This window comes from Micromonospora sp. CA-248260 (assembly GCF_050942205.1).
Taxonomy (GTDB): domain Bacteria; phylum Actinomycetota; class Actinomycetes; order Mycobacteriales; family Micromonosporaceae; genus Micromonospora; species Micromonospora antibiotica.
On sequence record NZ_CP192021.1, the window covers coordinates 918,649 to 936,622 of the forward strand.

A 17,974-nucleotide genomic window follows, 5' to 3' on the forward strand; every position below is an offset into this window, starting at 1 on the left:
TACGACGGTGCGTGTCGCACGGGTTCGGGAGAAGAAAGTCACTGTGAACACCGAGAGAGGGCGAGGGCTGTGAGCCACATCGTGATCATCGGCGGGGGGCCGGCCGGCTACGAGGCGGCCCTGGTCGCCGCCCAGCTGGACGCCGACGTCACCGTGGTGGAGGCCGACGGCGCCGGAGGTGCCTGCGTACTCTCCGACTGTGTCCCGTCGAAGACCTTCATCGCCAGCTCGGAGGTGGTGACCGGCTACCGGGACACCGAGGCGTTCGGCATCCACTCCGACGGCCTGGAGGCGGTCACGGTCGACGCCCGGGCCGTGCACGAGCGGGTGAAGCGGCTCGCCCTGGCCCAGTCCGCCGACATCCACGCCAAGCTGATCAAGGCCGGGGTGACCTTCGTCGCGGGCACCGCCCGACTCGGCGAGGACACCCTGGGTCACACCCACCGGGTCGTCGTCACCCCGACCGACGGTGGCGAGGAATACTCGATCGCCGCGTCCACCGTGCTGGTCGCGACCGGCGCCACCCCGCGTCAGCTGCCCACCGCGTTGCCCGACGGGGAGCGCATCCTCACCTGGCGGCAGGTGTACGACCTGCCCGAGTTGCCCAGCCACCTGATCGTGGTGGGGTCCGGCGTCACCGGTGCCGAGTTCGCCAGCGCCTACCAGGCGATGGGGGTCGAGGTGACGTTGGTCTCCAGCCGGGACCGGGTGATGCCGCACGAGGACGCCGACGCGGCGATGGCCATCGAGCAGGTCTTCCGCAGCCGGGGCATGAGCATCCTCAACAACTCCCGGGCGGACGCGGTCCGGCGTACCGACGACGGGGTGGAGGTGGTCCTCTCCGACGGGCGGGTGGTGACCGGTTCGCACGCCCTGATCGCCGTCGGCTCGATCCCGAACACCGCCGGCCTCGGCCTGGCCGAGTACGGCGTCGAGCTGGCCAAGGGCGGTTACGTCACGGTCGACCGGGTGTCGCGTACCAACGTCCCCGGCATCTACGCCGCCGGCGACTGCACCGGCGTGCTGCCGCTGGCCAGCGTGGCCGCCATGCAGGGCCGGATCGCGATGTGGCACGCCCTCGGCGAGGCGGTCCGGCCGCTGCGGCTGCGGACCGTCGCCGCGAACGTCTTCACCGACCCGGAGCTGGCCACCGTGGGTGTCTCGCAGGACGAGGCGGACGCCGGCCGGACCCTGGCCCGTCAGGTGATGCTGCCGCTGACCGGCAACGCCCGGGCGAAGATGGACGACCTGGCCGACGGCTTCGTCAAACTGTTCTGCCGTCCGTCGACCGGTCAGGTGATCGGCGGGGTGGTGGTGGCCCCCAAGGCCAGCGAGCTGATCCTGCCGATCACGATGGCGATCGAGAACAACCTCACCGTCAACGAGTTGGCCCAGACCATCACCATCTATCCGAGCCTGTCCGGTTCGATCACCGAGGCGGCCCGCCAGCTGATGCTGCACGAACTCGAATGACCCGGTGACCTCGGCGGGCGTCGGTCGAGCAGCTGACCGACGCCCGACCGTGCGACGTCAGCCGCAGTGGAGGCTGACGTGCGTTGCCGGTCGACCGACAAGCCGACCGGCGGTGGCATCTCAGGCCACGTTGAGTTGGATGTTCCCGATGCGGACGACCACGTCCACCTGGCCGCCAAGTCCGGTGACGTACGCGCGAAGGGTCTCCAGGCTGGTGTGTTCGCCGGTCTCGATCTGGCTGATCCTGGCCTGGGACAGGCCGGATGCTTCGGCGAGTTGCTGCTGGGTCATGCCGAGCTGCCGGCGGATCTCGGCCAGTTGCGCGCCGCTCACCGAGGCGAGCATCTTTTCGCGGAACCGGCTGCGCCGGGCGATCCGCTCGGGGTCCTCCCAGGAGGGGTCCAGCTCGCGGGCCTTGGCTTTGACCTCACGCCAGTCGGATCCGTTGCTCATCGTCCACCTCAGGATGCAGTCTGATGTCCCACACCCCGTCAATATAAGCAAACCTTATGCCGGTGGGGATGTGGACGCGCTCAGGTCGGTGCGGGTGTCCCGGCTGGCGGCGCGGGCGCTGAGCAGGGTCATCGTCCAGCCGGCCGCCCCGAACCCGACCGCCGCTGCTGCCGCGACCAGCCCCAACCGCCAGGCCGATCCGGTGAGCGCGGTGCCACCGAGGTGGCCCACCATGGCCCCGTAACTGGCCCAGCCGACGGCGGCCAGCGCCTCGTAGCAGAGGAACAGCCGGTAGGGGTAGCGGCTGCGGCCGGCGGAGAAGCAGGCCGCCATCCGGCCGCCGGGCACGAACCGGCAGAGCAGGATGGTCAGCGGTCCGGGGCGGCGCAGCCCCCGGGTGACCCGACCGGCGACCCGACGGGCCCGACCGGGTGCGACGTGCCGGGCCTGTCGCCGGTCCGGGGCGCTGCGGCCGAGCAGGTAGCAGGCGAGGTCGCCGACGAAGACGCCGAGCGCCCCGACGCCGATGGTCAACGGCAGGCTCAGCCCACCCACCACGGTGAGCGCACCGCCGGTGATCATGACGGCCTGGGTGGGGATGACCGGCACGAAGGCGTCCGCGACGAGCAGGCCCATCAGCAGCAGGTACGCCAGCAGGGGCGATGCGACGTCAGTGAGTAGCTCGGGCACGACTGCCACCTCGCCGGTCAGGGCCGATTCCAGGCACCGAGCCTCCCGGTGGCTTCGCCCGCACCGGCGACCGGACCGGCCGGTGGTGACCACGGACACCACCGGTGCCTGCTGGGGAGACCGCGCGACTGCGCGCCGTGTGCCACCGGTAGCAGCGGGGAGGGCCGCCTGCCGTCTGCCGCTCGCGGTCCGCCGTTCGCCGCTCGCCGCCCGGAGGGGGTCGGCGGATCGTCGGTCGTCGGCGTACCGTTGGGTACGCGGCCCCCCACCCGTCGGGTCCCCCGTTCCTGACGAGCGGGCCGCCGTGGGTCGCCGGCAGGTCCCGTGCCGGCGACCCTCCTAATCTCCGCCCCGGTGAACCCGGACAGCCGCGTGCTGACCAGCGGGAACGCCACACCGGTGAGCGTCGGATCCGGTCCGGTCCCCCGCTCTGCGCCGGCCACGGATGATGATCGTTGATCATGACGGCTGTCGATTCTGACGATGGCAACTGAGCCAACCGTATCGCCGTCACCGGCCCGGACCCGGTGATTGACCCCAGCCGCGCGGCGACGACCCGGCGGGTCGGACCGGTGCCGCCGGCCCGACCCCGGCTGCGCCGGTCACCCGCACCCGGTCGAGCCGGGCACCCTCCCCCTTCCCGGCGGTCGGCCGCGCGGGTCGTACGACGTCTCACGGCCGTCACAGCGGCGTCGCGCCGCTACCGGCCGACCGGTGATCATCGTTCGGACACACCGGCTGTCGGCCCGGGGACACGACGCCCCACCCGCCGGTGTCGCCCGGATAGCGTTCCGGGCTCAACCGACATTCCTTTCGGAGGCTCGTAGATGGTTTCCATCCTGGTGCGGGGCGCGCTCGCCGTGACCCTGGCGCTCGGCAGCACCCTCGTCGTCGTGACCGGCCCGGCCGAGGCGGCGGCGACGAAGTACAAGAACTGCACCGAACTGAACAAGAAGTACAAGCACGGGGTGGGCAAGAAGGGCGCGAAGGACAAGGTCCGGGGCAGCACCAAGCCGGTCACGAACTTCACCGTGTCGGATTCGGTCTACGCGAAGAACACCCACCTGGACCGGGACAAGGACAAGGTCGCCTGCGAGAAGCGCTGACCGTGCCGCAGCGGATCGCAGGGCCGGACCGCAGCGCCGGACCGCAGCGCCGGACCGCGCCGCGCCGCGCGCCGTGCCGGACAGCGCGGGGCCGGGGGGACCGCGCGCCGCAGGCCGGTCGGCCGTAAAGCGTTCGCCCCGGGCGTCGCCGGGCTCGTACGGTGACGGTATGCGCAGTGCTGTGGTGACCACGACGCCGGGAGATCCCGGCGTGCCGCACTGACGTTCACCGTCGACGAGGCCCCGGGCGATCCGCCCGGGGCCTCGTGGCGTCGCGGGCACGGTCGCCTCCGGGTCGTACCCGATCAAGGAGCGCGACATGATCGACCACCGTAGGCTCGGCCGCGAACTGGACCTGTTCGTCTCCGATCCGCTCGCGGGGGCCGGGCTGCCGATCTGGCTGCCGGCCGGCGCGGCGGCCCGGCACGCCGTCGAGGAGTACGTCCGCGAGCTGGAACGCCGGGCCGGCTACCAGCACGTCTACTCGCCACCGCTGGGCCGGCGCGAGTTGTTCGCGCTGTCCGGGCACCTCGGCCACTTCGCCGACGAGATGTTCCCACCGATGCGGATGGGTGACGACGAGTTGCTGCTCCGGCCGGCGCTCTGCCCGCACCACGCACTGGTCTACCGGGCCCGGGGCCGCTCCTACCGGGAGTTGCCGCTGCGCGTCGGCGAGCTGGGCGGGATGTACCGGGCGGAACGGTCCGGGGTGCTCGGCGGGCTGGCCCGGGTGCGGGCGATCTCGCTCAACGACGCGCACAACTTCTGCACCCTGGAGCAGGTCGGCGACGAGGTGCGGGAGATCCTGCGGCTGATCCACCAGGCGCACGCGGCGCTCGGCGTCCGCCCGGCCGGGTTCCGGTTGTCGCTGCGCGGGCCGGGCGCGAAGTACGTCGGGGACGACGCGTCCTGGGCGCGCGCCGAGGAGCTGCTCCGGGCCGCCCTCGACGGGGTGGACCACGTGGAGGTCCCCGGTGAGGCCGCCTTCTACGGCCCGAAGATCGACATCCAGATCGTCGACGCGGCAGGCCGGGAGTCGACCATCTCCACCGTGCAGATCGACTTCGACAAGCCGGAGAAGTTCGACCTGTCGTACACCGATGCGGCCGGTGCCCGGCGACGACCGGTGCTGGTGCACCGCAGCCTGGTCGGGAGCATGGAGCGGCTGTTCGCCTACCTGATCGAGGCGCACGAGGGCGCCTTCCCGCCCTGGTACGCCCCGGTGCAGCTGCTGCTCCTGCCGGTCGACGCCGGGCAGGCCGACGCGGTGGACCGGGTGGCCCGCCGGGCGGTCGACGCCGGGCTGCGGGTCGAGGTGGACGCGGGCGGTTCGCTGGGTGCCCGGGTCCGCGACGCGGCCCGCCGCCGGGCGCCGTACGTCGGGGTGGTCGGGGCCCGCGAGGCCGCCGACGACGCGGTGGCCCTGCGGCTGCGCGACGGTCGCAGCCTCGACCCGATGCCGGCGGCGGACGCGGTGCGGCTGATCGGCGCGGTGGTCGCGGCCCGCTCGGCGCAACTGCTCCCCGCCGGCTGACGGTGCGGGGGCCGGAGGGTCGTCCCCCCGGCCCCCGCACCGGTCTGTCACTCAGCCCCGGGCCGGTGCCGGTGCCGCCGCTGCCGGCGCAACCTCGTCGTCGACCACCGCCGCGGCGAACTGCGCCTGGTAGAGCCGGTGGTACGCCCCCCGCGCGGCGAGCAGTTGCTGGTGGGTGCCCTGCTCGACGATCCGCCCGTCCTCCATCATCAGGATCAGGTGGGCGTCGCGGATCGTGGACAGCCGGTGCGCGATGACGAAGCTGGTCCGGTCGGAGCGCAGCGCCGCCATCGCCCGTTGCAGCAGCACCTCGGTACGGGTGTCCACCGAGCTGGTCGCCTCGTCCAGGATCAGCAGCGACGGCTCCGCCAGGAACGCCCGCGCGATGGTGATGAGCTGCTTCTCCCCGGCGCTGACGTTGCTGCCCTCCTCGTCGATGACGGTGTCGTACCCGTCGGGGAGGCTACGGACGAACCGGTCCACGAAGGTGGCCCGCGCGGCGGCGAGGATCTCCTCCTCGGTGGCGTCCGGCCGGCCGTAGGCGATGTTGTCCCGGATGGTGCCGCCGAACAGCCAGGTGTCCTGGAGCACCATGCCGATCCGGCCGCGCAGGTCGTCGCGGCGCAGCGTGGTGATGTCCACCCCGTCGAGGGTGATCCGCCCGGCGTCCAGTTCGTAGAAGCGCATCACCAGGTTGACCAGGGTGGTCTTGCCGGCGCCGGTGGGGCCGACGATGGCGACGGTGTGGCCGGGCTCGGCGACCAGCGACAGGTCGTCGATCAGCGGCTTGTCCGGGTCGTACCGGAAGGAGATGTTCTCGAACTCGACCCGGCCGTGCGGTTCGACGACCCGGGCCGGCGTGGCCGGGTCGGGGCTCTGCTCGTCGGCGTCGAGGACGGCGAACACCCGTTCGGCGGAGGCCACCCCGGACTGGAGCAGGTTCGCCATCGAGGCGAGCTGGGTGAGCGGCTGGGTGAACTGCCGCGAGTACTGGATGAACGCCTGCACGTCACCGAGGCTCATCGACCCGGAGGCCACCCGCAGCCCGCCGACCACGGCGATCGCCACGTAGCTGAGGTTCCCGACGAACATCATCGCCGGCATGATGATCCCGGAGATGAACTGGGCGCCGAAGCTGGCCCGGAACAACTCCTCGTTCTTGGCGTGGAAGGTGGCCTCCACCTCCGGGGAGCGACCGAAGACCTTGACCAGTTCGTGGCCGGTGAACGCCTCCTCGATCTGACCGTTCAGCTCGCCGGTGTGGGTCCACTGGGCGATGAACTTCTGCTGCGACCGCTTGGCGATCTGCTGCGTCACGATCACCGACAGCGGCACCGCGACCAGCGCGACCAGCGCCAGCAGCGGCGAGATCCAGAACATCATCGCCAGTACGCCGACCACGGTCAGCAGCGAGGTGAGCAGTTGGCTCAGCGTCTGCGACAGGGTCTGCGAGATGTTGTCGATGTCGTTGGTGACCCGGCTGAGCAGCTCGCCGCGCGGCTGCCGGTCGAAGTAGGGCAGCGGCAGCCGGTTGAGTTTCTCCTCCACCTCGGCACGCAACCGCAGCACGGTGGCCTGCACCACCCCGTTGAGCAGCCAGCCCTGCCACCACATCAGCAGGCTGGCGGCGACATAGAGGCCGAGGGCGAACAGCAGCGTCCGGCCGAGGGCGTCGAAGTCGATGCCGGCCCCGGGGACCACGTCCATCCGGGCGACCATGTCGGCGAGGTTGTCGTTGCCGGCGGCCCGCATCCCGGACACCGCCTGGTCGACGGTGGTGCCCGCAGGCAACTGCCGGCCGATCACCCCGGCGAAGATGATGTCGGTGGCGTGGCCGAGGATCTTCGGCCCGATCACGCTGAACCCGACGCTGGTCACCGCCAGGGCGATGATGCCGGTCAGCGTCACCCGGTGCGGTCGCAGCCGGCCGAGCAGCCGGCGGGCCGACGGCCCGAAGTTCATCGACTTCTCCGCCGGCATGCCGGCGCTCATCCACGGCGGCCCGCCGGTGCGCCGGCCGGCCGCCGGCAGCCGCTTCGGCGTGGTCTCCTCCGGGGCCTTCTTCTGCTCGGGTACGGCGGTCATGCCGGCACCCCCGTCGTCTGCTGGGACGCCACGATCTCGGCGTACGTGGGACAGTCGTCGAGTAGTTCGTCGTGGCGGCCCATCCCGACCACGCCTCCGTCCTCCAGCACGATGATCTGGTCGGCGTCGATGATCGTGGAGACCCGTTGGGCGACGATCACCACTGCGGCGTCGGCGGTGACCGGGCGCAGCGCGGCCCGCAACCGGGCGTCGGTGCCCAGGTCGAGCGCCGAGAACGAGTCGTCGAACAGGTAGATCTCCGGCTTGCGGACGAGCGCCCGCGCGATGGCGAGGCGTTGCCGCTGCCCGCCGGAGACGTTCGTCCCGCCCTGCGTGATCGGGGCGTCCAGCCCGCCGGTCATCTGGGCCACGAAGTCCCGGGCCTGGGCGATCTCCAACGCCGTCCACAGCTCGTCGTCGGTGGCGTCCGGGTTGCCGTAGCGCAGGTTGCTGGCCACCGTGCCGGTGAACAGGTAGGGCTTCTGCGGCACCAGGCCGATCCGCCGCCACAGCTCCTCGGGGGCCAGTTCGCGGACGTCGACCCCGTCGACCAGCACTGTGCCGGCGGTCGGGTCGACCAGCCGGGGGATCAGGGTCAGCAGGGTGGTCTTGCCGGCGCCGGTCGACCCGATCACGGCGGTGGTCCGCCCCGGGGTGGCCCGGAACGAGATGTCGTGCAGCACCGGCGCGCTGGCCCCCGGGTACTGGAAGGCCACACCGCGCAGCTCCAGCTCACCGTGGCCGTCGACCCGGGTGACCGGGTCGGCCGGTGGCACCACAGTGGACTCGGTGTCCAGCACCTCGGTGACGCGTTCGGCGCAGACCGCCGCGCGCGGCACCATCATCAGCATGAAAGTGGCCATCATGACGGCCATCAGGATCTGCATCAGGTACGCCAGGAAGGCGGTCAGCGCGCCGATCTGGATCTGCCCGGAGTCGACCCGCTGCGCCCCGAACCACAGCACGGCGACGCTGGAGACGTTGAGCACCAGCATCACCACCGGGAAGATCAGCGCCATCAGCCGACCGACCCGCAGGGCGGTGGCGGTCAGGTCGGCGTTGGCCACCCCGAACCGCTGCGTCTCGTACGGCTCGCGGACGAACGCCCGGACCACCCGGATGCCGGTGATCTGCTCGCGGAGCACCCGGTTGACCGTGTCGATGCGGGTCTGCATGAGCCGGAACCCGGGCACCATCTGGCGGATGACCAGGCCCAGCGCGATGGCGAGCACCGGCACGCTGACCAGCATCAGCCAGGACAGGCCGATGTCCTCCCGCAGCGCCATCACCACCCCGCCGACGCTCATGATCGGCGCGGCGACCAGCATGGTGCAGCTCATCAGCACGAGCATCTGCACCTGTTGCACGTCGTTGGTGTTGCGGGTGATCAGCGAGGGTGCGCCGAAGCGGGCCACCTCGCGGGCGGAGAACCGGTTGACCTGCCTGAAGATCGCCGCGCGGACGTCCCGGCCGAAGGCCATCGCGGTACGCGCGCCGAAGTAGACCGCCGTCACCGCGCAGGCGATCTGGAGCAGGCTGACCAGCAGCATCCAACCGCCGGTACGGATGATGTAGTCGGTGTCGCCCCGGGCCACCCCCAGGTCGATGATGTCGGCGTTGAGGCTCGGCAGGTAGAGCGAGGCCATCGTGCCGACGAACTGGAGCAGCACCACCGCGCCCAGCGGCCGGTGGTAGGGCCGCAGGTAGCGGCGCAGCAGACTGATCAGCACGGATGGCTCCCGGGCCTCGGGTCGTCGGTCGTGTCCTGGTGCTGTGTTGTCAACCTCTTGTCCTCCCCGTCGGACATGGTCGTGATGACCTCGATCAGAAAATCCCGGATCACCGCGCGTCGGGCCGGGTCGGCGTCGACGGAGGTGAGCGGGGTGTCGGTGCGCATCCGGTCGACCAGGGAGCGGGTGTGTTCCCGCCCCTTGTCGGTCAGCGCCAGTCGGACGGTCCGCCGGTCGGCGTCGTCGCGGCGGCGCTCGACGAAGCCGTCCCGTTCGAGGGTGTCGACGATCCCGGTGAGGGTGGCGGGCCGGACGAAGCAGCGGTCGGCGACGTCCCGGTGGGTGGCGTCGTCGAGATGGGTCAGGGTGAACAGCACCCGCATCCCGGCCGGGGTGAGGCCGTGGTGTTCGGCCAGGTAACGACCCCAGTGCTGGTCGACGAGGTGGCCGGCGACCGACAGCAGCCGCCCGAGCGGCACGCTGCGGAGCACGTCGGGATAGGCAGCCAGTGGTTCCATCTGCACGCTGAGTATGTTAGCCCCCAGACCGTCAGGGGCCAAACGAAATGGCCAGGGCTGCTCCGACGTACAGGATCTGGAGCGCCGTACGCGGACCGAGCGGGGTGACGGGTCGACCGGCCAGGGTCAGGCCGCGTCGGGCCGCCGAGACGTTCGCGGGGAACATCGCCACCATCATCAGGGCCAGGCCGGCGGCGACCGGGCGGGCGGTGACCGGGATCAGCAGGCCCACCGCGCCCGCCAGCTCCAGCGCTCCGGTCATGGTGACCAGGGCGCCGGGGAAGGGCAGGCGGGGCGGGACCATGGCGATCAGACCCTCCCGGCGGGGCGAGGTGAAGTGGGCGAAACCGGTCAGCACGAAAAGTAGTGCCAGGCCGACGCGGAGCGCGGGGTGCCAGCCGTCGAGCGCGTCCACGCCCGCCAGGCCGACCAGGCGTGCGACGGCGGTGCCGACGAGCAGAGCGATGAACGGAACCATGCGAACCTCCTGAGGCGCAAATCTTTATATTGCCAAGATAGCCGCCCCGATCGCTTTCTTGTCAACGTAAAGATACGATCGTGTCATGACCGTCACCCGCGCCTACCACCACGGAGATCTGCCTCGCGCCCTGCTCACGGCGGCGGTGGCGGCGATCGAAGAATCCGGCCCGGCGGCGCTCAGCCTGCGCGACCTCGCCCGCCGCGCGGGCGTCTCGCACGCCGCCCCGACCCACCACTTCGGTGACAAGGCCGGGTTGCTCACCGCCCTCGCCGTCGAGGGGTTCGACCTGCTGGCCGCCGCGCTGACCGCAGCCGGTGGCGACCTGCTCGACGTCGGGGTGGCCTACGTGGACTTCGCCGTCAGTCACCGGGCGCACTTCGAGGTGATGTTCCGACCCGACCTGTACCGGGCCGACGCCCCCGAGGTGCGGGCCGCCCGGGAGCGCGCGGGTGCGGCGCTGCACCTCGGCGTGGCGGCCCTGCCACCGCACCGGGCCGAGCCGGGCGAGTCACGGACGGACGCGTTGGCCGCCTGGTCGATCGTGCACGGCTTCGCCACGCTCTGGCTCTCCGGCGCGCTACCCCCCGACGTCGACGCCGACCCCCGCGCCGCCGCCCGCACCGTAATCCGCCACCTAATCCCCCCACCCTGACCCACCCACCCCCACCCCCACCCCGCCCCACCCCACCCCCGCCCCCGCCCCCGCCCCCGGGTGAGTTGATCAAGAGGTTTACGTCACCCCGTCCACCCCAGCTGACGCAAACCTCTTGATCACCCCACCGTCTGAGTGCCTGAGTCGGTGATCAAGAGATTCGCGTCAGGAATTCCGTTGCCGGTGACGTAAACCTCTTGATCACCCGAGCAGAGCGGGTTGGTGAGGTGGTGATCAAGAAGTTTGCGTCGGGAATCTGGCGGTGGGTGACGCAAACCTCTCGATCAACTCGTCCGGGGGCGGGGCGGGGCGGGGGGGTGGGGGCGAGGGGTGGGAGGGGGAGTGGGAGGGGGAGGGGGGTTACCAGCTGGTGGGGAGGGGCATGCCTTCGGTGTAGCCGGCGTGGCTCTGGACGCCGACCAGGGCGCGTTCGTGGAACTCGTCGAGGGTGCGGGCGCCGGCGTAGGTGCAGGCGCTGCGTACCCCGGAGATGATCTCGTCGATCAGGTCCTCGACACCGGGGCGGGCCGGGTCCAGGTACATCCGGGCGGTGGAGATGCCCTCCTCGAAGATCGCCTTACGGGCCCGGTCGAAGGCGCTGTCCTCGGCGGTCCGGGCGCTGACGGCCCGCGACGAGGCCATCCCGAAGCTCTCCTTGTAGCGTCGGCCGTCCGGCTCGGTGTAGAGGTCACCCGGTGACTCGTAGGTGCCGGCGAACCAGGAGCCCACCATCACGTTGGACGCCCCGGCGGCCAGCGCCAGCGCCACGTCCCGGGGGTGGCGTACCCCGCCGTCGGCCCAGACGTGCCGGCCGAGGGCGCGGGCCGCCGCCGCGCAGTCCAGCACGGCGGAGAACTGGGGTCGGCCGACCCCGGTCATCATCCGGGTGGTGCACATCGCGCCCGGCCCCACCCCGACCTTGATGATGTCCGCGCCCGCCTCGACCAGGTCGTGTACCCCCTCGGCGGTGACCACGTTGCCGGCGGCCACCGGGACCGGGGGGTCGAGTTTGCGGACCGCCCGCAACGCGGACATCATCCGTTCCTGGTGCCCGTGCGCGGTGTCCACCACGAGGGTGTCGACGCCCGCCGCGAGCAGCGCCTCGGCCTTTCCGGTGACGTCACCGTTGATGCCGACCGCCGCCGCGATGCGCAGCCGCCCCCGGTCGTCGACGGCCGGCCGGTAGAGGGTGGCCCGCAGCGCGCCCTGCCGGGTGAGCACCCCGACCAGGCGACCGTCGTCGTCGACCACCGGGGCCAGTCGCCGCCGTCCCGCGTTGAGCCGTTCGAATCCGGTACGCGGGTCCGCGTCGGCCGGCACCGTGTGCAGCTCGGTCGACATCACGTGTTGGAGCTGGGCGAACCGGTCCACCTCGTGGGTGTCCGCCTCGGTGACCACCCCCACCGGCCGACCGGCCTCGTCGACCACCACCACCGCGCCGTGGGACTTCTTGGGCAGCAGGTGGATGGCGTCGCCGACGGTGTCGGTCGGGCCGAGCGTGATCGGGGTGTCGTGCACCAGGTGCCGCTGCTTGACCCAGTCGACCACGGTGGCGACCACCTCGATCGGGATGTCCTGCGGGATGACCGCGATCGCGCCGCGCCGGGCCACCGTCTCGGCCATCCGCCGGCCGGCCACCGCCGTCATGTTCGCCACCACCAGCGGGATGGTGGTGCCGGTGCCGTCACCGGTGGACAGGTCGACGTCGAGCCGCGAACCGACCTCGGACCGGGCCGGGGCCATGAAGACGTCGTTGTAGGTCAGGTCGTGCGCGGGCACCGCGCCATGAAGGAACCTCACCCCGCCATCATTCCCGCTTCCGCCCCGTCCCGCCGCCGTCGGTGGCCCAGACCACCCCACCGCTGCGGGGGCCGTCCGGCGGCGGGGGGCCGGGGATCTGCCGGCCCACCGGGGGTACGGCCGGAAGGCGGAACAGGCGGCGGGCCGTGGAGCGGGTCAGGCGATGGTGCAGATCGCCGCGCCGGCGGTGAGCACCGCACCGACCTCGGCGGCGAGCCCCGCGACCGTGCCCGCCTTGTGCGCGTGCAACGGCTGCTCCATCTTCATCGCCTCCAGGACGACGACCAGGTCCCCCTCGGCGACGGTGTCCCCGTCCGCGACGGCGATCTTGACGATGGTGCCCTGCATGGGGGAGGTGAGCGCGTCGCCGCTGACCGCCGTACCCGTGCCGGTGCCGCCACCGCGACGGGCCGGCCGGCGGGCGGCGGGGGCGGCGGTGGTCGTACCCCCGGTGAGGCCGGCGGGGAGGGTGACCTCCAGCCGCTTGCCGCCCACCTCGACCACGACGGTCTCGCGTGCCGCCGCCGTCTCGGCGGGGCCGGCGGTCGGGGTGAACGCCGGGACGGTGTTGTCGAACTCGGTCTCGATCCATCGGGTGTGCACGGTGAACGGCTCGGTGGTGAACGCCGGGTCGCGGACGACGAGGCGGTGGAACGGCAGCGCGGTGGCCATCCCCTCGACGACCATCTCGTCGAGCACCCGGCGGGCCCGTTCGATCGCCTCGGCGCGGGTCTCGCCGGTGACGATCACCTTGGCCAGCAGCGAGTCGAAGTTGCCGCCGATCACGTCGCCGGCGCTGACCCCGGTGTCGACCCGGACGCCGGGGCCGGTGGGCAGCCGCAGCGCGGTGATGGTGCCGGGGGCGGGCAGGAAGTTGCGGCCCGGGTCCTCGCCGTTGATCCGGAACTCGATGGCGTGCCCGCGCGGGGTCGGGTCCGCGGTGAACCGCAGTTTCTCGCCGTCGGCGATCCGGAACTGTTCGCGGACCAGGTCGACGCCGGCGGTCTCCTCGGTGACCGGGTGCTCCACCTGGAGCCGGGTGTTGACCTCCAGGAAGGAGACGGTGCCGTCGCCGCCGACCAGGTATTCGACCGTGCCGGCACCGTGGTAGCCGGCCTCCCGGCAGATCGCCTTGGCGCTGTCGTGGATCTGGTTGCGCTGCGCGTCGGTGAGGAACGGCGCGGGGGCCTCCTCGACCAGCTTCTGGTGCCGGCGTTGCAGGGAGCAGTCCCGGGTGCCGACCACGACGACGTTGCCGTGCCGGTCGGCCAGCACCTGCGCCTCGACGTGCCGGGGCTGGTCGAGGTAGCGCTCGACGAAGCACTCGCCCCGGCCGAACGCGGCGACTGCCTCCCGGGTGGCCGACTCGAACAGGTGGGGGATCTCCTCCAGGGTGCGGGCTACCTTGAGGCCCCGCCCGCCCCCGCCGAAGGCGGCCTTGATGGCGACCGGCAGGCCGTGCTCCACGGCGAAGGCGGTCACCTCGTCGGCGTCGGCGACCGGGTCGGCGGTGCCGGGGACCAGGGGTGCACCGGCCCGTTGGGCGAGGTGCCGGGCGGTGACCTTGTCACCGAGGTCGCGGATCGCCTGCGGGGTCGGACCGATCCAGGTCAGGCCCGCGTCCAGCACGGCCTGGGCGAAGTCGGCGTTCTCGGAGAGGAAGCCGTAACCCGGGTGTACGGCGTCCGCGCCGGCCCGCCGGGCCACCTCGATCAGCTTGTCGATGCGCAGGTAGCTGTCGGCGGCGGTGTCGCCACCGAGGGCGTACGCCTCGTCGGCGAGGGTGGTGTGCAGGGCGTCCCGGTCGGAGTCCGCGTAGACGGCGACGCTGCCCAGACCCGCGTCGCGGCAGGCCCGGATGACGCGGACGGCGATCTCTCCACGGTTGGCGATGAGTACCTTGCGCACCTTGGTGCTCCTCCCGGGGTCGTTGCCTCGGGAGTGTATCGGCAGCCCGGAGGCCCCCTAACGATCATTCAGTGTGGGATGCCGCACTGTGGTCGCGGTCGACTAGTCAAACTTGGTTATTACGCTTGTACGGTGTCTGCGACTCGGTTGATGATCCTGGGGCTGGTTCGGTGGATGCAGCCCGTGCACGGCTACGACGTACGCCGCGAGCTGTTGAGCTGGGGTGCCGACAAGTGGGCGAACGTGCAGCCCGGCTCGATCTACCACGCGTTGCGCAAGCTGACCGAGGAGGGCCTGTTGCGGGCGGTCGCCACCGAGCAGGTCGGTGCCCGTCCGGCGCGCACCACCTACGAGGTGACGCCCAAGGGGGGCGAGGAGTTCGAGACGTTGCTGCGGGCGCAGTGGTGGCAGCTGCACGAGGTGCCGGACCCGTTCGCGGCGGCCTTCTCGTTCCTGCCGGCGATGCCCCGCGAGGAGGCGGCGGCGGCGCTGCGCAACCGGGCGAACCTGCTGCGCGCCGGTGTCGAGTCGATGCGTGCCTCGTTGGACTCCGACTGGGTGCGCGACAGCAAGCCGGTGCACGTGACCTGGATGTTCGAGCTGTGGCTGGCCCGGGCCGAGGCGGAGATGGCGTGGTGCGGGCGGATCGCCGAGCGGATCGACTCCGGGGTGTCGTACCTGCCTGCTGGGCTGACGGGGGCGGGCGTCTGGCCCGGCTGGACCGACGGCGCTCCGCAGCGCGGCACGGCCGAGGGTGCTCTGCCGCCCGGCACGACCGACGGTGCTCCGCCGCCCGTCGAGAAAAGCAATAATCAACGTTGACCATAGAAGCTATATCGCGTTAGCCTGCTTCCGGCCCGTTGCGGGAGTGCGCCGCACGGCGTCACGGGGGCAGACGACGGCCGGCACCACCCGGCCCGGACGACCAGGAGCAGAGATGATCGAGACCAGAGGGCTGCGGAAGTCGTTCCGCTCCCGGCAGGGTCGGGAGACGAAAACGGTCGACGCCGTCCGGGGGGTGAACCTCCAGGTCCCGGCGGGAGAGATCTTCGGTTTCCTCGGCCCCAACGGCGCCGGCAAGACCACCACCCTGCGGATGCTCGCCACGCTCATCGAGCCGGACGGCGGCGAGGCCACCATCGCCGGTGCCGACCTGCGCAAGGACCCGGCCGAGGTACGCCGCCGGATCGGCTACGTCGCCCAGGGCGGCAGCACCTGGGACGAGAGCACCGCCCGCGAGGAACTCGTCCTGCACGCCCGGATGTACGGCATCGGCAAGGCCGACGCGCACCGCCGCGCGGTCCGCGCCCTGGAGGCCTTCCAGCTCACCGAGTACGCGGACCGCAAGTGCAAGACCTACTCGGGCGGCCAGCGGCGACGGGTGGAGATCGCCCTCGGCATCATCCACGAGCCGAAGATCGTCTTTCTCGACGAGCCGACCACCGGCCTCGACCCGCAGAGCCGCGCGCACATGTGGGACGAGATCCGCCGGCTGCGTACCGAGGGGATGACCGTCTTCATCACCACGCACTACCTCGACGAGGCCGACGCGCTCTGCGACCGGATCGCGATCATGGACCACGGCGAGGTGGTCGCCGAGGGCACCCCGGCCGAGCTGAAGCGGGAGATCTCCGGCGACGTCGTGCTCGTCGGACTCGACGTGGCGAGCACCCCGCAGGCCGCCGAACTCCTCGACAGCGAGGAATACCTCAACAAGCTGGAGACCGTCGACGAGGGCGGGCTGCGCCTCTACGTCGACGAGGGCACCACCGCCATCCCGCAGGTCCTGCGCCGGCTCGACCACGCCGGGCTGGTCATGAGCTCCATCGAGCTGCACCGCCCCAGCCTCGACGACGTCTTCCTCACCAAGACCGGCCGCTCGCTGCGCGAGTCCTGAGACACCGGAGACCACGGATGAAATTCGCCCGCGACACCTGGCTGATCTTCCAACGCCAACTTCAACTGCTGCTGCGCAACCCGGTCTGGGTCTTCGTCGGCGTCTTCCAGCCGGTGATGTACCTGCTGCTCTTCGCCCCGCTGCTCAAGCCGGCGCTGAACGCGCCCACCCAGGCCGCCGCCTACAAGATCTTCGTACCGGGCCTGCTGGTGCTGCTGGCCATCTTCGGCGGACTGTTCCAGGGCTTCGGCCTGATCGCCGAACTGCGCGCCGGGGTCATCGAGCGGTCCCGGGTCACCCCGATCAGCCGGCTCGCCCTGCTGCTCGGCCGCTCCCTGCGCGACGTCGTCTCGCTGATCGTGCAGGCGATCATCATCACCCTGCTGGCGCTCCTGTTCGACCTGCGGGTCTTCATCGGGGACCTGCTGCTGGCGTACCTGATGCTGGCCCTGATCGCGCTGATGACCTCGGCCGTCTCGTACGGCGTCGCGCTCAAGGTCAAGAGCGAGGACGCGCTCGCCCCGTTGATGAACACCGTGGCCCAGCCGGTGCTGCTGCTCTCCGGCATCCTGCTGCCGCTCACCTTCGCCCCCGGCTGGCTCCAGGGGGTCGCCGAGTGGAACCCGTTCTCCTGGGCGGTCGACGGCACCCGGGCGTTGTTCGCCGGTGACCTCGCCAACGACAAGGTATGGCAGGGGCTGGGCATCATCGCGGTGCTCGCCGCCGCCGGGGTCTTCTGGGCGGCCCGACAGTTCGCCCGCAGCGTCCGCTGACGATCCCCACCCCGGGCGAGGCCCGGTCACGGGCTCGTCGCGTCAGACCGTCGCCCCACCTCCCCACGACTCCCCACCTCCCCACGGCATCCCGGCTTCCCGGCCGGATGCCGTGGGGAGGTGATCGACTGTGTGCCGCCGAGCGGTATCGGTGCGAGGTGGACACCGCAACATCGGCCCAGGGGAGCCGAACTCGCCATTCCCCCGGCCGGCCGGTCAGTGCACCCGGGCGAGGGTGACGCCGTCGGCCAGGGGGAGCAGCACCGCGTCGACGCGTACGTCGGCGAGCACCTCGTCGTTGAAAGCGGCGATCGCCCGGTCGGCGGCGTCACGGGGGGCGAGCACCCGGCCGCCGCGCAGGGTGTTGTCGACCGCGATGACCGCGCCGGGCCGCATCCTCGGCACCAACTCCGCCCAGTACACCGGGTAGCCGGTCTTGTCGGCGTCGATGAAGGCGAAGTCCAGGTAACGCTCGTGCGGCAACTCCCGCAGCGTCTCCGCAGCCGGGCCGATGCGCAACTCGATCCGGTCGGCCACTCCGGCGCGCTGCCAGTAGGACCGGGCGATACCGGTGAACTCCTCCGAAATGTCGAAGCAGGTGAGCCGACCGTCCTCGGGCAGCCCACGGGCGATCGCCAGCGACGACAGCCCGGTGAACGTGCCCACCTCGACGGCCTGCCGGGCACCCAGCAGCCGGGTCAGGAAGGTGAGGAACGCCGCCTGCTCCGGCGCCACCTGCATCTCGGCGTGCGCCGGCAGCACCGCGCGGGTCTCCTCAGCCAGATCGCGGATGATCTCGTCCGGCGGAGACCCGTGGGCGACGAGGTAGGCGTGCAGTTCCGGCGTCAGCGGCAGCGACTTCGTGGTCATGACC

16 protein-coding genes are annotated in these 17,974 nt (G+C 71.6%); 7 read left to right on the forward strand and 9 right to left on the reverse strand.

The annotated features are described in order from the left end of the window. The first annotated feature begins 69 nt into the window (after positions 1–69). The gene (locus ACQP2H_RS04335; protein ID WP_219467012.1) at positions 70–1,473 is read left to right on the forward strand and encodes an NAD(P)H-quinone dehydrogenase; all 1,404 of its coding nucleotides are present in this window, start codon (positions 70–72) and stop codon (positions 1,471–1,473) included. Positions 1,474–1,593: 120 nt separating this feature from the next. Here ACQP2H_RS04335 and ACQP2H_RS04340 read toward each other — a convergent pair whose 3' ends face one another. Both ACQP2H_RS04340 and ACQP2H_RS04345 read right to left on the reverse strand, forming a co-directional pair. Continuing rightward, on the reverse strand, positions 1,594–1,926 hold the full coding sequence (locus ACQP2H_RS04340; protein ID WP_219467021.1) for a helix-turn-helix domain-containing protein: 333 nt from the start codon (positions 1,924–1,926) through the stop codon (positions 1,594–1,596). Positions 1,927–1,980: 54 nt separating this feature from the next. Further along, positions 1,981–2,616: a DedA family protein gene (locus tag ACQP2H_RS04345; protein ID WP_219467023.1), complete on the reverse strand. Its 636-nt coding sequence runs from the start codon at positions 2,614–2,616 to the stop codon at positions 1,981–1,983. A gap of 827 nt (positions 2,617–3,443) precedes the next feature. Between ACQP2H_RS04345 and ACQP2H_RS04350 the strand changes: the two genes are divergently transcribed. Together ACQP2H_RS04350 and thrS are read left to right on the forward strand one after the other, a co-directional pair. Next, positions 3,444–3,722 carry an excalibur calcium-binding domain-containing protein gene (locus ACQP2H_RS04350; RefSeq protein ID WP_208568609.1) on the forward strand — a complete coding sequence of 93 codons (279 nt, stop codon included), beginning with the start codon at positions 3,444–3,446 and terminating at the stop codon, positions 3,720–3,722. Between the two features lie 319 nt (positions 3,723–4,041). Further along, positions 4,042–5,256 carry a threonine--tRNA ligase gene (gene thrS / locus ACQP2H_RS04355; protein ID WP_433231201.1) on the forward strand — a complete coding sequence of 405 codons (1,215 nt, stop codon included), beginning with the start codon at positions 4,042–4,044 and terminating at the stop codon, positions 5,254–5,256. 51 nt (positions 5,257–5,307) lie between these two features. Here the strand turns inward: thrS and ACQP2H_RS04360 are convergent, their stop codons facing one another. From ACQP2H_RS04360 to ACQP2H_RS04375, 4 genes are read right to left on the reverse strand one after another with little or no spacing between them, the layout of a single operon-like run. Continuing rightward, positions 5,308–7,341: an ABC transporter ATP-binding protein gene (locus tag ACQP2H_RS04360; protein WP_219467027.1), complete on the reverse strand. Its 2,034-nt coding sequence runs from the start codon at positions 7,339–7,341 to the stop codon at positions 5,308–5,310. Continuing rightward, complete coding sequence (locus ACQP2H_RS04365) at positions 7,338–9,071, reverse strand: ABC transporter ATP-binding protein (protein WP_219467029.1); 1,734 nt, start codon at positions 9,069–9,071, stop codon at positions 7,338–7,340. The genes ACQP2H_RS04360 and ACQP2H_RS04365 overlap by 4 nt, the downstream gene beginning before the upstream one ends. After that, positions 9,065–9,589, reverse strand: a complete 525-nt coding sequence (locus ACQP2H_RS04370; RefSeq protein ID WP_219470663.1) for a MarR family winged helix-turn-helix transcriptional regulator — start codon at positions 9,587–9,589, stop codon at positions 9,065–9,067. Before ACQP2H_RS04370 ends, ACQP2H_RS04365 begins: the two co-directional genes overlap by 7 nt. A 31-nt stretch (positions 9,590–9,620) precedes the next feature. Next, the gene (locus ACQP2H_RS04375; RefSeq protein WP_433231205.1) at positions 9,621–10,067 is read right to left on the reverse strand and encodes a DoxX family protein; all 447 of its coding nucleotides are present in this window, start codon (positions 10,065–10,067) and stop codon (positions 9,621–9,623) included. 85 nt (positions 10,068–10,152) lie between these two features. Between ACQP2H_RS04375 and ACQP2H_RS04380 the strand changes: the two genes are divergently transcribed. Beyond that, entirely contained in the window at positions 10,153–10,722 is a 570-nt protein-coding gene (locus ACQP2H_RS04380; RefSeq protein WP_219467034.1) for a TetR/AcrR family transcriptional regulator, read from the forward strand. A gap of 360 nt (positions 10,723–11,082) precedes the next feature. Here the strand turns inward: ACQP2H_RS04380 and ACQP2H_RS04385 are convergent, their stop codons facing one another. Beyond that, positions 11,083–12,522 (reverse strand): GuaB1 family IMP dehydrogenase-related protein, encoded by a 1,440-nt coding sequence (locus ACQP2H_RS04385; protein WP_433231208.1) that lies wholly within the window; start codon positions 12,520–12,522, stop codon positions 11,083–11,085. 156 nt (positions 12,523–12,678) lie between these two features. Next, entirely contained in the window at positions 12,679–14,430 is a 1,752-nt protein-coding gene (locus tag ACQP2H_RS04390; protein ID WP_219467042.1) for an acetyl/propionyl/methylcrotonyl-CoA carboxylase subunit alpha, read from the reverse strand. A gap of 132 nt (positions 14,431–14,562) precedes the next feature. Between ACQP2H_RS04390 and ACQP2H_RS04395 the strand changes: the two genes are divergently transcribed. The 3 genes from ACQP2H_RS04395 to ACQP2H_RS04405 all read left to right on the forward strand — a co-directional run bounded on the left by ACQP2H_RS04395 (position 14,563) and on the right by ACQP2H_RS04405 (position 17,100). Further along, entirely contained in the window at positions 14,563–15,252 is a 690-nt protein-coding gene (locus ACQP2H_RS04395) for a PadR family transcriptional regulator (protein WP_433231212.1), read from the forward strand. Between the two features lie 115 nt (positions 15,253–15,367). After that, the gene (locus ACQP2H_RS04400; protein WP_208568601.1) at positions 15,368–16,327 is read left to right on the forward strand and encodes an ATP-binding cassette domain-containing protein; all 960 of its coding nucleotides are present in this window, start codon (positions 15,368–15,370) and stop codon (positions 16,325–16,327) included. Between the two features lie 17 nt (positions 16,328–16,344). Next, a complete protein-coding gene (locus ACQP2H_RS04405) occupies positions 16,345–17,100 on the forward strand; it encodes an ABC transporter permease (protein ID WP_208568600.1) in 756 nt (251 codons plus the stop codon). Between the two features lie 216 nt (positions 17,101–17,316). Here the strand turns inward: ACQP2H_RS04405 and ACQP2H_RS04410 are convergent, their stop codons facing one another. After that, positions 17,317–17,970, reverse strand: a complete 654-nt coding sequence (locus ACQP2H_RS04410) for an O-methyltransferase (RefSeq protein WP_219467063.1) — start codon at positions 17,968–17,970, stop codon at positions 17,317–17,319. Positions 17,971–17,974 lie beyond the last annotated feature (4 nt).